This window comes from Advenella faeciporci, from assembly GCF_014652395.1.
In the GTDB taxonomy this organism is placed as follows: domain Bacteria; phylum Pseudomonadota; class Gammaproteobacteria; order Burkholderiales; family Burkholderiaceae_B; genus Advenella; species Advenella faeciporci.
Genome location: NZ_BMYS01000006.1, coordinates 94,691 through 107,813 on the forward strand (window position 1 = coordinate 94,691; position 13,123 = coordinate 107,813).

At 54.1% G+C, this 13,123-nt stretch carries 12 protein-coding genes; 4 read left to right on the forward strand and 8 right to left on the reverse strand.

Features of this window, described 5'->3' with window-relative positions; translation table 11 throughout:
• The first annotated feature begins 112 nt into the window (after nucleotides 1-112).
• The gene (rimO, locus tag IE074_RS06210) at nucleotides 113-1,432 is read left to right on the forward strand and encodes a 30S ribosomal protein S12 methylthiotransferase RimO (protein WP_189384562.1); all 1,320 of its coding nucleotides are present in this window, start codon (nucleotides 113-115) and stop codon (nucleotides 1,430-1,432) included.
• Nucleotides 1,432-2,061, forward strand: coding sequence for an HAD-IA family hydrolase (locus tag IE074_RS06215; protein ID WP_189384563.1), 630 nt, complete (start codon nucleotides 1,432-1,434; stop codon nucleotides 2,059-2,061). The genes rimO and IE074_RS06215 overlap by 1 nt, the downstream gene beginning before the upstream one ends.
• Before the next feature lie 93 nt (nucleotides 2,062-2,154).
• Here the strand turns inward: IE074_RS06215 and IE074_RS06220 are convergent, their stop codons facing one another.
• A complete protein-coding gene (locus IE074_RS06220) occupies nucleotides 2,155-2,523 on the reverse strand; it encodes a GtrA family protein (RefSeq protein ID WP_189384564.1) in 369 nt (122 codons plus the stop codon).
• Complete coding sequence (gene fmt / locus IE074_RS06225; RefSeq protein WP_189384565.1) at nucleotides 2,523-3,458, reverse strand: methionyl-tRNA formyltransferase; 936 nt, start codon at nucleotides 3,456-3,458, stop codon at nucleotides 2,523-2,525. The genes IE074_RS06220 and fmt overlap by 1 nt, the downstream gene beginning before the upstream one ends.
• Nucleotides 3,459-3,602: 144 nt before the next feature.
• Here fmt and IE074_RS06230 point away from each other — a divergent pair, with 144 nt between their 5' ends.
• Nucleotides 3,603-4,556, forward strand: a complete 954-nt coding sequence (locus IE074_RS06230) for a cation diffusion facilitator family transporter (protein ID WP_189384566.1) — start codon at nucleotides 3,603-3,605, stop codon at nucleotides 4,554-4,556.
• An 81-nt stretch (nucleotides 4,557-4,637) separates the two neighbouring features.
• Here IE074_RS06230 and IE074_RS06235 read toward each other — a convergent pair whose 3' ends face one another.
• Entirely contained in the window at nucleotides 4,638-5,555 is a 918-nt protein-coding gene (locus IE074_RS06235) for a hydroxymethylglutaryl-CoA lyase (protein ID WP_189384567.1), read from the reverse strand.
• Nucleotides 5,556-5,648: 93 nt separating this feature from the next.
• Nucleotides 5,649-6,803: a DNA-processing protein DprA gene (gene dprA / locus IE074_RS06240; RefSeq protein ID WP_189384568.1), complete on the reverse strand. Its 1,155-nt coding sequence runs from the start codon at nucleotides 6,801-6,803 to the stop codon at nucleotides 5,649-5,651.
• Nucleotides 6,804-7,082: 279 nt separating this feature from the next.
• Here dprA and def point away from each other — a divergent pair, with 279 nt between their 5' ends.
• The gene (def, locus tag IE074_RS06245) at nucleotides 7,083-7,589 is read left to right on the forward strand and encodes a peptide deformylase (RefSeq protein WP_189384569.1); all 507 of its coding nucleotides are present in this window, start codon (nucleotides 7,083-7,085) and stop codon (nucleotides 7,587-7,589) included.
• A gap of 9 nt (nucleotides 7,590-7,598) precedes the next feature.
• Here the strand turns inward: def and IE074_RS06250 are convergent, their stop codons facing one another.
• From IE074_RS06250 to mdtN, 4 genes are all read right to left on the reverse strand, one after another.
• Entirely contained in the window at nucleotides 7,599-8,423 is an 825-nt protein-coding gene (locus IE074_RS06250; protein ID WP_189384570.1) for a flavin-containing monooxygenase, read from the reverse strand.
• Between the two features lie 363 nt (nucleotides 8,424-8,786).
• On the reverse strand, nucleotides 8,787-10,331 hold the full coding sequence (locus IE074_RS06255; protein WP_189384571.1) for a TolC family protein: 1,545 nt from the start codon (nucleotides 10,329-10,331) through the stop codon (nucleotides 8,787-8,789).
• Entirely contained in the window at nucleotides 10,328-12,127 is a 1,800-nt protein-coding gene (locus IE074_RS06260; protein ID WP_189384572.1) for an FUSC family protein, read from the reverse strand. The genes IE074_RS06255 and IE074_RS06260 overlap by 4 nt, the downstream gene beginning before the upstream one ends.
• A complete protein-coding gene (mdtN, locus tag IE074_RS06265; RefSeq protein ID WP_229793912.1) occupies nucleotides 12,114-13,121 on the reverse strand; it encodes a multidrug transporter subunit MdtN in 1,008 nt (335 codons plus the stop codon). Before mdtN ends, IE074_RS06260 begins: the two co-directional genes overlap by 14 nt.
• Between the last annotated feature and the right edge of the window lie 2 nt (nucleotides 13,122-13,123).

Here is a 13,123-nt window from a genome sequence, read left to right on the forward strand (position 1 = left end):
TCACAGTTTACGGTGAATGGGGCCTGAACGGAACGAATTTCCAAAAAAAAAGTTAAAATACTGATTTTAAAAGTATTGTTGAGCCTGGCTCCTTCAAAAGGTATTGTTTTTTATGTCCAACCCCAAAGTCGGTTTTGTCAGCCTTGGCTGTCCCAAAGCCCTGGTCGATTCTGAACGCATTCTTACCCAGTTGCGCACCGAAGGCTATCAAATTTCCCCCTCTTATGAAAATGCGGATGTGGTGGTGGTTAACACCTGTGGCTTCATCGACAGCGCCAAAGCCGAATCGCTGGAAGCCATTGGAGAAGCGCTTGCCGAAAATGGCAAAGTGATTGTGACCGGCTGCATGGGTGTGGAAGAAAACGTCATTCGCGAGGTGCACCCCAGCGTGCTGGCCGTTACCGGCCCCCAGCAATATGAGGAAGTGGTGCGAGCCGTGCACGAGGCGGCCCCGCCCAATCTGGAACACGACCCGTTTACCGACCTGGTACCACCCCAAGGCATCAAGCTGACGCCCCGCCACTACGCCTACCTGAAAATATCCGAAGGCTGCAACCACCGCTGCAGCTTCTGTATTATTCCGTCCATGCGCGGAGACCTGGTCAGCCGTCCGGTTGGCGATGTCCTGGACGAGGCCCAGCGCCTGGTGAATGCCGGCGTGAAAGAAATCCTGGTCATTTCCCAGGATACCAGCGCCTATGGGGTAGACCTTAAATATCGCAGCGGATTCTGGAATGGCCGCCCGGTTAAAACCCGCATGACCGAACTGTGCAGCGCCCTGTCAGAAATGGGCGTCTGGGTTCGCCTGCACTATGTGTACCCCTATCCCAGTGTCGATGAAGTGATTCCCCTGATGGCCGAAGGCAAAATACTGCCTTATCTGGACATTCCTTTCCAGCACGCCAGCCCCCGCATTTTAAAAGCCATGAAACGCCCCGCTTTTGAGGACAAAACCCTGGCCCGCATTAAAAAATGGCGCGAAATCTGCCCCGAGCTCACCATTCGTTCCACCTTTATCGTGGGCTTTCCCGGTGAAACCGAGGAAGACTTCCAATACCTGCTTGACTGGATGAGCGAAGCCCAGCTTGACCGGGTTGGCTGCTTCCAGTATTCGCCGGTAGAAGGCGCACCGGCCAACGAATTGGCCGACCCGGTCCCTGACGATGTCAAACAGGATCGCTGGGAACGCTTCATGGCACACCAGCAGGCTATTTCAGCCGCTCGCCTGCAAACTAAAATTGGCAGGGAAATTAGCGTTCTGGTTGACGAAATTGACGAAGATGGCGATGCGATTGGCCGCTCCAGCGCCGACGCCCCCGAAATTGACGGTTGTGTTTACCTAAGCAGTGAAAAGACACTGAAACCGGGCGATATCGTGCGTGCGGTGGTAACCGATGCCGATGAATACGATTTGTGGGCAGACGTCAAATAATGAGCGTATTTCCCAAAATCATTGCTTTCGATTTCGACGGCACCCTGGCCAATACCCTGCCCTGGTTCGATGAAATCCTGAGCAGTGTTGCACAAAAATATAACTTCCGGGACCCCTCGGCCGAAGAAAAGGCCCGCTTGCGCAGCATGGAGGCGGGCGAAATTTTGCAAACGCTGCAAATTCCTTTCTGGAAAGCACCCGCTATCCTGATGGAGTTCCGCCAGCGCATGCAAGACGCCTCCCCCAATATCGAACTGTTTGACGGCATTCCCGAGGCGTTGCAACAGCTGCATGCCAAGGGATACCAAATGGCGATCCTGAGCTCAAACAGTGAAATCAATGTCCGCCAGATTCTTGGCACGAACACGGGCTACTTTAATGAATTCCTGTGTGGCACCGATCTGTTCGGCAAACCGGCCAAACTGGGCAAATTGCTGGATAAACACAAATTGTCCCCTGCCGAATGTCTACTGATTGGTGATGAATTACGTGATATTGAAGCATCGCGCAAAGCCAACGTCATGATTGGCTCGGTCACCTGGGGCTATAACAGCCATGATGCCCTGCAACAGGAACAGCCCAACTTTCTGTTCACCTCACCGGCAGACATCGTTAAGGCGTTAACTTAACGCTCAACCAGGCGTTCCCAAGCGCTAAAGTACCCCCTAAATTGAATGGGTATCCAATTTAGGGGGGTACTTTACGCCACGTGGAAATACCGCTTATGGCCTGAATACAATATATCTTGAGTAAATAAACCCAATTACCAGGCTGGTGCCTGAAAAAGCCGCCAGTGTGATAACCGGTAAAGCACCCAGCACATCGGCTCCCCATCCGAACAGAATGGACAGCGCCCCCATGAATGACACGAACAATAAATAACGCTTTACACTGGTATTGGACTGGAAGGTAAAGCGGGCATTGACAAAAAAACTGAAGGTCACGGCAACGCAAAAAGCCACAAAATTGCCTGTAGCCTGGCTGGTACTGAAAACACGGTACACCAGGAAAAAAACACCCCAGTGAATCAGGGTATTCAGCACCCCGGTCATCAGGTATTTTGAAAACAAAACACCTGTTTGACGGCTCATCAAGGTTTCCAACCCGTTACAAAAACCGCGACCGGCTGTCGCTTGCCACCGGCCTTTTGCAGTTCAAGCAAACGCAATACGCCCTGCCCGGTGGCAATATCCACCCCTTCGGCCGTGGCCCGTAACACACTGCCTGGTACTGCGCCGGTATTTTCATCCAACGCCACCGCCTGCCACACCTTGACCGGGTCTTTCAGGCCTGGCAGCTGCAAAGTGGCCCCTGGCACCGGATTAAATGCCCGAATGCGGCGGGCAATGGTTTGGGCATCCTGGTTAATATCAATCGGGGCTTCGGATTTTTCCAGCTTGGCCGCGTAAGTCACCCCTTCCTCAGGCTGGGGCACGGCCTTGAGCTCAGCCGTACCCAGCTTGCCCAATACCGCGGTAATGCATTCGGCCCCCATTTGTGCCAGCTGGTCATGCAACTCGGCAGCCGTCTGGTCGGTAATATCAATGCTTTTTTCAAGCAATACGTCGCCCGTATCCAGACCGGCGTCCATTTGCATAATCGCCACCCCGGTTTGCGCATCGCCAGCCTCAATCGCCCGCTGAATGGGCGCAGCACCACGCCAGCGTGGCAACAGGCTGGCGTGAATATTCAGGCAACCGTATTTGGGCAGATCAAGCACCCACTGGGGCAGAATAAGCCCATAAGCCGCCACCACCATCACATCAGGGGCAAGCGCCTGCAACACCTGTTGCACTTGTCGGGCTTCATCAGGATACTTGCCGTCAAGCCGCAGGCTTTGGGGCTGCAACACCTGCGCCCCTTGCGCCAGGGCCTCTTGCTTGACCGGGCTGGGCGTTAATTTCAGCCCCCTGCCCGACGGGCGATCGGGCTGGGTTAATACCAACGGGACTTCGTGTCCGGCCTTGGCAATTGCCTCATAGGCCAGGCGGGCAAACTCGGGGGTACCGGCAAATATAACTCGCATAATTCCTTATCTTCCTGCAAACAATCCTGAATGATAACGATTTTAACTCACTACATGCCGTAAATTCCGGCAATCAGCGCTTATCTTCAGCCGATTCAGTTAAAGTAACGGCAATCAGCACTTCTTTCGGCACGATCCAATATTATGAGTCAATTACCCCATTCCGAAGCAAAAAACCGGGATTCCTCCAGCCACCACCCCTCCGCAAAAAAGCCGGGCGCTACCCTGGCCCAAAATAATGAGCGTGTCAGGGTAGCCCGTATCAGCACCTGGGTCAGTGTTGCCGTTAACTTCAGCCTGTCAGTCTTGCAAATCATGATTGGCATTATCGCCCATTCACAAGCCCTGATTGCCGATGCCGTTCACACCCTGTCAGACCTGGTGTCGGATTTTGTGGTGCTGTTTGCCAGCAAACATGCCAATAAAGCCCCTGATGACAACCACCAGTACGGGCACCAGCGTTTTGAAACCCTGGCGGCCCTGGGTATTGGGGTTTTATTGTTACTGGTTGGCGTTGAAATGATCTGGGCAGCGGCCAAAAGCGTACAAAGCGGAAAGCCTATTGCCCAGGTGCACTACTCCGCCCTTATCATTGCCTTCGCCACACTGGTTGGCAAAGAACTGCTCTTCAGGTATCTGCTCAGACAGGCTGAAAAAGTCCGCTCGTCCATGTTGGTGGCCAATGCCTGGCACTCGCGTTCCGATGCCGCTTCATCCCTGATTGTGGCCATCGGGATTCTGGCCAACCTGATTGGCTTTACCTGGGCCGACCCGGTTGCCGCCCTTATCGTGGGCCTGATGATTTCCCGCATGGGTCTTAAATTCATCTGGTCTACCCTGAATGACCTGACCGACCGCTCGGTAGATGCCGAAACCTACCAGCGCATTCACGACAAACTGGCCAGCACCCCTGGCCTGCTGGGCATTCATGACCTTAAAACCCGCAAAATGGGGGACATGATTTTAGTGGAAGTGCACCTTGAGCTGCCCGCCAACATGACCATTGCCGAAGGCCATGAGATTTCCGAAGAAGCCTGCCGGCGGGCTATGGTGGATGAGGATATTTTAGATATCACCACCCACTTTGACCCGCACTAATCAGCCTGGCAGCCATACCCCGGGCGGGCTTGACGCCTGCCAGGCATATGCCCCGTCTTTTACGGCCAGACACGCAAGAGTCTAGGTACACACAGCAGCACGTTTATTAACCAGAGCCTTGCCGGCACGGCTGGCATTGGGACGCTGCAAATAATCGGAAATCCACTGCCCGGTGGTAATAACGGCATCCAGGTCAATGCCCGTTTCAATCCCCATGCCCTGCAACATATACAGGACATCTTCGGTGGCCACGTTGCCCGTTGCCCCCTTGGCATAAGGGCAGCCACCCAATCCGGCCACCGATGAATGGAAAATTGAAATACCGGCCTGCAAGGAAGCATAGATATTGGCCAGCGCCTGCCCGTAGGTATCATGAAAATGCCCGGAAACCTGACGAGGGTCAACCTTTTCGGTAACCGCCGACATGACCCGGTAAACCTGGGCGGCAGTGGCAACGCCAATCGTATCGGCCACATCAATTTCATCACAACCCAGGGCAATCAGGCGCTGGGCCACGTGCACCACCGATTCAACCGGAACCTCGCCCTGATAGGGGCAACCCAGCGCACAGCTGATACTGCCACGCAGGCGGATGCCAGCCTCTTTGGCCGCCCGGGCCACCGGCTCGAAACGGTCAATGGATTCATCAATGGAGCAGTTGATGTTTTTTTGCGAAAAAGCTTCGCTGGCTGCGCCAAAAATAACCACTTCATCGGCCTTGGCTGCCAGCGCACCTTCAAAACCGCGCATATTGGGCGTCAGCACCGAATAAACCGTGCCTTCCCGGCGTTTGATGGCCTCCATGACCTGGGCGCCATCAGCCATTTGCGGCACCCACTTGGGTGACACGAAGGAAGTTGCTTCTATATTCAGAAAACCGGCATCGCTAAGCTGGTTGACCAGCGACACCTTGATATCGGTAGGGACGAATTCTTTCTCATTTTGCAAGCCGTCACGTGGACCTACTTCTACAATTTTTACTTTATCTGGCAATGCCATGACTGTCTTCCTTCCTTTAGTTTGCTCATTTTAAAAATAATCATTCAGGGCCATAAACGGCTTTTTTCAAACTTTCATTATAATCTGAACCGTCTAGCGCACACGCTGATATCGTCCATCATTCAAACGCACAATATAAGCGGCCAGCTCCAGCGTCAGCAACTGGCTACCTGCTTCAGATACGCCAATGCGCAAATCGTTTACCAGGTCATCCAGGCTGAAAGGCTCAAACCCCATCCGCTCCAGCAAACGAAGCTGTTCGGGACCTGGAACAAAGCCATCGGCATGATCAGGCACCGCATCCGCCTTCATCGCGCCTCCCATGCCTGCATTCAACTTGCTTCCCGGGGTGCCCGCCAGCTCTTCCTGTATATCCATGGCCGTTTCCACCAGTTTTGCCCCCTGGCGGATCAGGGCATGGCATCCCCGTGACAGGGGGGAATGAATCGAACCGGGAATCGCAAACACCTCTCGCCCCATTTCTCCGGCCAGACGGGCGGTAATGAGTGAACCGCTTTGTTTGGCCGCTTCCACCACCAGCACCCCTTTGGACAAACCCGCCACAATCCGGTTGCGCCGTGGAAACTGATGCACCACGGCGGGCGTGTCCAGCGGCAGTTCTGACACCAATGCCCCCTGTTCGCGAATGCGCAGGGCCAGGTTCTTGTTGGCAGCCGGATACAGGCGATTGATCCCCGTGCCCATCACGGCTATCGTGCTGCCCGTGCCTGCCGGCGCTTCAAGGGCACCTTCGTGAGCAGCGGTGTCTATGCCATGGGCAAGCCCGCTGACCACACACCAGCCCTGCCCAGCCAGGTATTTGGCAAAGGCACGGGCATTGTCGCTGCCACCCAGTGTGGCATTACGGGCTCCCACCATGACAATGGCCGGCATGGCCAACACCTCGGGACGGCCATCCACGTATAACAAAACAGGCGGATCATGCGTATCAAACAGGGCTTTGGGGTACAAAGGGTCGGCCAGCGTGAGAATGTAATGCCCGGGCCGGGCCAGCCACTCGAAGGTTTTATTGATTAATGCCTGAAGGTCAGGCTCAGGCTCTGCCGCCAGCTGCACAGCCAGTTTTTGTGGCAGATATTTCATGAGCTGGCCAACCGATGCGGCAAACACCTGGTCTGGCAAACCAAAAACCGCCAGCAGCTGACGCGCCGTTACCGGCCCCACGCCCGGCTCAAGGGTAAGCCTTAACCAGGCCTGCAATTCTTCTTGGGAGCTCATAAAAGACATTTGAAAAACAAGGATGAAATAAGCATTATCTTACCGTGCCACTGGCGCTGAAAGGTGTGCACCCGTGCACCAACTTGAAATACGACAGTGTGCCACCATTTACTGCCAGGAAACGGGGAAAACGGATAATTTGATCTGCCCGGCATTCGCGAAGTGCGTTTGCCTGCGCCGGCCCCGCACGGGAAATACCCCGTTCAGGGCACAGCAGTTATAATCAGCGCGCAAAAATTGCCTATAATATTGCTAATATGTCTTTTACTTGAACCAACATTTTATTTTATGGCCTTACTACCTATTCTTCATTTCCCCGATCCACGTTTGCACAAAGTGGCAAAACCTGTTGAACAGGTGGACGACCGGATTCGCCAGCTCGTCAAGGACATGGCCGAAACCATGTATGACGCCCCCGGTGTGGGCCTGGCGGCCACCCAGGTTGATGTTCATGAACGGGTTGTGGTCATTGACATCTCTGAAGAAGGCAACGAACTTCGCGTACTGATCAACCCGGAAATCATCTGGAAAAGCGATGACACCCAGGTTTACGAGGAAGGTTGCCTTTCTGTGCCGGGCATTTACGACAAGGTCGAACGCGCGGCCCAGGTCAAGGTAAAGGCGCTGAATGAAAAAGGCGAAGAATACACGTTTGATGCCGATGGTCTGCTGGCGGTCTGTGTCCAACATGAACTGGACCATTTAATGGGCAAGGTCTTTGTTGAACATCTTTCAAGCCTGAAACAAAACCGCATCAAGACCAAAATCAGGAAACAGGCCAAAGAAAAAGCCTGAAAACATCAATCAAGCAACTTCTTTAAACTTCAAAGACATAAATCCCTCAAGGGAATCATCCTTGATCTCCAGCCAAGGCCTGGGCAACTGCCCGTGACGTTGCAACCATGCATCCATGTCTTTACGGCGGCTTGCCTCGTCAGGCAATTGGATTTTCCCCATGATCACGTCACGTGCATACCAGGCCTGGGCATCAAACATATTAAAAGTAAACCATTGATCCTGCATGCCCAGATAAATCAGCTTGGGATTGCTTTGGAAAAAGATACCTTTATAAAGATTGTCGGGATACAGGCAGTTGTGCGTATCCAGGCGCAGCTCATCGGGCAGGAATGGGAAATGGAACTGATAACCCGTACACATAATGATGGCGTCAAAAGCCTGTGTACTGCCATCGGTAAAGTGAACCACATTACCATCTATATGATCAAGCCCGGGTTTTTCACTCACGTTTTCGGGCCAGGCATAACCAAAAGTACCGCTACGCTGGCTTATGGTTACGGATTTCGCACCATATTTATAGCATTGAGAGCCAATATCTTCAGCGGAATAACTGCCACCCACCAGCAACACATCTTGCCCCGCAAACTCCAGGCACTCTTTGGGGCCATTGGACCATAAATAGCGGTACATACTGCCATGCACGGGTTCACCGTTTTTATCCAGGCCGGTGCGCCATGTGTAATTCCACATGCCACCAATGTCATTTTGTTTTTCGTAACAGACAATTTCAGGAAGATCCGCAACACCGGCTTTGCGTAAAGCCTCAAAAGCACGCAATTGCGCCAAACCACTGGGACCTGCACCTAAAATAGCAATTTTTGTTTTAGCCAAAATAAAACTCCATGTAATGATTAACGACGAAAACACGCTGTGCGAGCCAGCGTGTTTGTTTTTTAATAATTATTGTCGTCTTAAGGAAAGGCTGTTTTTTAAATGTGACTGTAAATACGCATATTTATTTCACAATTAAAATAAATGTGACCGTAAATATTTACAGGCTGCAAATATTCATATTTACTTCACACTTAAAAAAAATACCCTTGAGATAGCTGCAAATAAAGCAACCAAATGACTGGCACCCATCGGTACCAAAAGGCCATTATAACAGACGCACTCCTGTTTGACCAATCGGGGCAACCAGGGGGCATCCTATTACGCGCATGCGCACCCCAGGCCGGGACGCATTCACATGCCCTACTCAACCCAGCTTTCGCGTGCCGCAGTCATATTTCCCGTCACAAAAGCCAGGTTGGCGGCCGCCACCTGGGATGCCGTCCTTGCATCCAGGCGGGCTTGTTGCGCATCAAGCAGTGCGGTATCGGCAATGGTAACCGCCGTCAGGGTACCCAAGCCCTGGCGATAGGCTTCCAGCGCACCATCATAAGTTGTCTTTGCGGTCCTGACCAGCCCAGAGGCCGCCTGATGGCTGGCCAATGCCGTACGCAGCATATTGGATGCCGCAATCATTTCCCGCATGGCGGCTTGCTGGGACTGCTGGAAAACATCAGAAGCCTTATCGGCCTGGATACGCGCATCCTGCAGGCGGGCCGAACGAAGGCCACCATCAAAGATCGGTATAGTGACGCCCAGTATCACATTGGTTGAACTGGTTTGCTGTTGCAGGCTGGGCAAACCGCGCACATCAAAATTGGTACGGTTGCGGGCAGCCACAGCCCCCAGGTACACTTTCGGCAGGAACTCGGCCTCGGCGGCGGTTATCCCCTGGGCACTGGCTTTCATGGCGGCATAGCTGGCCAGTACATCAGGACGTCGTGAAATGGCCAGCCGTATGGCCTCATCCGTTAACATCGTATTGGTATCGGGCAGTGCATTTTTTGGTGGTGCGCTAATATTAATACGCAGGTTTGCCGGCAGGCCCGCTGCCGCCAAAAGGGCCTGATAAGCAATTTGCCGGTTGCCTTGCGCCGTGACCTGCCGCAATTTTGCCTGGGCCACTTGCTGGTTGGCCTGGGCCGTTTCCAGCACGGTGGCAAGGCCGGCCTTGCGACGCTCTTCAACGGCATTTGCAATCTGGCGTGCATTTTTCAGGGCCTGGGCGGCCACCTGCGTTTGCGCAGTGACCCCGCCATACTGGTAGTAGGCATGGGTCACATCATGAATAATTTTCTGATGCATGCCATTAAACAGGACATTGGCCGCAAACGAAGCCTGCCGGGCCCCTTCGGCAAGCGCCTTGCGTTGCCCGAAATCAAAAATCAGCCACTGAAGCGCCAGCGCCGGCACCACGCCATTCAACTCGGTATTAATGCTTCGATTGCCAGGAAGCAAAGGCAGCGGCGTATGGGTCTTTTGCCAGCCGCCAATCACGTTGGCGGACAATTGCGGCAAGAAGGTCGCTTCCACAACCCCAACCGCCAGGGCGGCTTGCCTGGCCCGGTTCCAGGCCAGCCGTGTCTCGGGATTTTCCCGCTGGGCAATGTCAATCAGTTCGGGCAAACCATAGGCCTGTTTGCTGTCAATGGCCGGTGCAGCAGGCAACACAGCGGCCTCGGGCAAGGACGGCACGCCAAAACCCGGGGGCACGTCGGGCTGGCCAGACGCCGTGGCAGACAAAACAGAATCTTGCGGGGCCGGTTTCCACGGTTTGTCTGGCGAAGCCGGTGCCAGCGTTAAGGCGCTGCTGGCACAACCCGACAAAACAGCACACATTGCCAAAACAAGACACGACTGCCTTAAGGCCGGATTAAAGCGGGTAGGAAAAAGTGCCTGTTTAATCATCCTTGACTCTTGCTTAGTAATTGCTTCATTTGATCAACCTCATTCAGGACACTTGCAGTGGCTGAAGAAGGGCCTGCCGGTTTGAAAGCCACAACGGGACACAATGCATCTGCACGTACAATCAGGTCTTTCAGGCGCGAAATGGTCTCATCATCCTGCCGCAGGTATCGTGGTTCGAACAGCGACAGGCCAAGCGCTTCCCGGGCCTGATGCAAGGTGACAACCACGCTGGAGACTTCATCCATAGTGGCGGGCCGGGCCGGGCTTGCAGCCAGAATTTGCGTGAGCCCCTCAAGGGCATCGCTTATCTTGTTATTCACCGTCGAGGCAATACCCAGGGGCCAAACCCGGGTAAAAACCAGGTACATCACCAGATTGCCCAGCAAAATCCCCACCACGCGATCAGAGGCGGCAGACATATCAATATCAGGGCCAAAGCCCTGCAAAACAGTCAGCAAAAATGCCAGGCCGATTTGAATACCCGCATAGGCAATCCGCTCGCTGCCTGCAGACACCCATCCTGCCACCAGGATACCCGCAAAAACCAGCGCCATTAACGAGCCGATACCGGTCATGTGAGGAATCAGAAACAGGATGGAAGCCACCCCCATGGCTGCACCGATCAGGCAGCCTATGATACGCAGCGTTAGTTTGTGTACCGTTTCGGCGGTGGTTCCCAGCGCTGCGACATAACAGGTAATCATGGCCGTATGAATACCCTGCCAGTCGATCGCCGCGTAGATCAGGTAACTGATAATGGCAGCCGCCGTGGTTTTAAGGGCGAATCGCACATAATTCGGATTGGTCAGCGCGTCTTTGAAGAAGAAAGACGCTTTACCGGACTGCTCCGCCGGCAGGGCGCAACGGCCCAGCAGCGTATCAAGTGCCTGTCTGGCTGCTTCGGCAGGGCCCGTTCCATACGTGGCGGTGTTTTCAGAAGGCATATCGGGAGGACAACCTTCCGTTACTGCCCGGGCCGCCAGACGACATTGTGCAGCCATTTCGGCGCGCTGCCGTTCAGGCATACGGCCTGCCAGCGTTGCAACGGCCAGCATCAGGCGATACGATTCATCAATCGCAACATTCAAATAGCGGGTTTGAGCGGTAGAGACCAAATGCAACAGTTTGATATTCCCCGCGCGCTTTTTCAGGACTTCATTGCCTTCGTGCAGCAGGGCCTGCAAAGCATCAGCAGCTGTTGCCTGTTCAAGCACCCGGCCCACCGTTTCAAGCCTTTGCACCAGTTCTGATTTCAGCAGGCGTACCGCCGAGCGACCCAGAAAAAGGTTAAAGACCACAATAATGCCCATGGGTGCTACGGTCATCAACCAGGCATAAAGCAATGCGCGCGTGGCGGCCTCACCGAAAGGAACATCGCCCAGCAAGGTCATGGCAAAACCCACAACCAGGGCAAGCACACTGCCAATCTCCCCCAACTGGCTGGCAGCGCCAAGATACAGAAAGGCAAAAGAACCGACGGCAATAACCACCAGACGCCACATGGTATCATCAATCGTCCAGCGGACCAGATAAAGCAGCATTAGCACCACCAGGGCCACCAACACCGTCAAACCAATCGCCATTAAGGTATTTTCGGCGCTATCAGGTTTCATCAAGAACAGGATCAGGTAGCACCCGATGGCCGCCAACGGAATTCCGTAAGTCATGAAAACAAAGGCCGCCAGCGCGCATTGGGCCGCAACCCGCCAGGCCATGGCCAGACGCCCGTCGAAGGGACGCAGATCATTGCGTGCGGTATGCAGGACAGCTGACAAAAAACGATTAGCAGTCGTCATGTTGTTTTACCACAACAACCGCCGATGCTCCGACACGTAACAGGTTTTCAGGTGCATCCCCAAGGCGTACCCGAACCGGAAAGCGTTGGGCCACCCTCACCCAGTTCAGGGATTTTTGCACAACCGGCAAAATGCGAGGCAACTCAATCATATCGGTGGAATTCACGCCCCAGCCAATGCTGTCAAGCTTTCCCTTGATGGTCACGGAAGGATCGGAAAGCACATAAACCAGTGCACAGGCATTGGGCTTAAGTTCCATGAGCTCGGTTTCACGGAAAAAAGCGGTGGCATACCATTGTTCGGTATTAATCAGGGTGAACAGGGATTGATCGGGCGCGACATATTCACCCGATGATACCGACAGCCCCACCACAAGCCCGTCATGGGGGGCTCGAACTTGCGTATCGGCCAGCGCACGCCGGGCAATGGCCAACGCGCTTTGACTGACCTGAACCAGGGCGTCGGCCGCTTCCAGGTTTCCAACCAGGCTTTCTGCAGCCTGGGCCTGGGCTTGCGCCTGCCTGAGACTGACCTGCGCATCGCGATGCAGGGTTCGTGCGTCATCAACCTGCTGAGTCGTAACGAAACCCTTCTTGTTTAACGGAACCAGTCTTTCCAGTGTTTTTTCGGTCAGGCTCAGGTTTGAAAGCGCGCGCTCAACCTGCTCGTTGGCAACAGTAAGATTGGCGCGCTCGGCTTCAATCTGCCGCTGTTTCGCATCCCGAGCCGCCATAGCCGACTTGAGCTCGGCTTCGGCCTGTTCCACGCGCAGACGGTAAACCGTTGGGTCCAGGGTAAACAGAAGCTCGCCGCGCTTTACCTTGCCGTTCTCAACAACATGAAACTGCTCAACCCGGCCAGGCACAGGCGTACTAATATGTACGACATCGGCCTGCAACATGGCATCCTCCGACAAGGGACTGTTTTTCCATTGATAAAACAGGACCAGCGCAACGGCAGCCACAATAATGATGGCCGCAACCAATCGGGCCACAG

Excerpts from the sequence above, each read along its gene's own strand:
- rimO (WP_189384562.1), top strand. The coding sequence starts at position 113 with ATGTCCAACCCCAAAGTCGGTTTTGTCAGCCTTGGCTGTCCCAAAGCC.
- IE074_RS06215 (WP_189384563.1), top strand. The coding sequence starts at position 1,432 with ATGAGCGTATTTCCCAAAATCATTGCTTTCGATTTCGACGGCACCCTG.
- IE074_RS06220 (WP_189384564.1), bottom strand. The coding sequence starts at position 2,523 with ATGAGCCGTCAAACAGGTGTTTTGTTTTCAAAATACCTGATGACCGGG.
- fmt (WP_189384565.1), bottom strand. The coding sequence starts at position 3,458 with ATGCGAGTTATATTTGCCGGTACCCCCGAGTTTGCCCGCCTGGCCTAT.
- IE074_RS06230 (WP_189384566.1), top strand. The coding sequence starts at position 3,603 with ATGAGTCAATTACCCCATTCCGAAGCAAAAAACCGGGATTCCTCCAGC.
- IE074_RS06235 (WP_189384567.1), bottom strand. The coding sequence starts at position 5,555 with ATGGCATTGCCAGATAAAGTAAAAATTGTAGAAGTAGGTCCACGTGAC.
- dprA (WP_189384568.1), bottom strand. The coding sequence starts at position 6,803 with ATGTCTTTTATGAGCTCCCAAGAAGAATTGCAGGCCTGGTTAAGGCTT.
- def (WP_189384569.1), top strand. The coding sequence starts at position 7,083 with ATGGCCTTACTACCTATTCTTCATTTCCCCGATCCACGTTTGCACAAA.
- IE074_RS06255 (WP_189384571.1), bottom strand. The coding sequence starts at position 10,331 with ATGATTAAACAGGCACTTTTTCCTACCCGCTTTAATCCGGCCTTAAGG.
- IE074_RS06260 (WP_189384572.1), bottom strand. The coding sequence starts at position 12,127 with ATGACGACTGCTAATCGTTTTTTGTCAGCTGTCCTGCATACCGCACGC.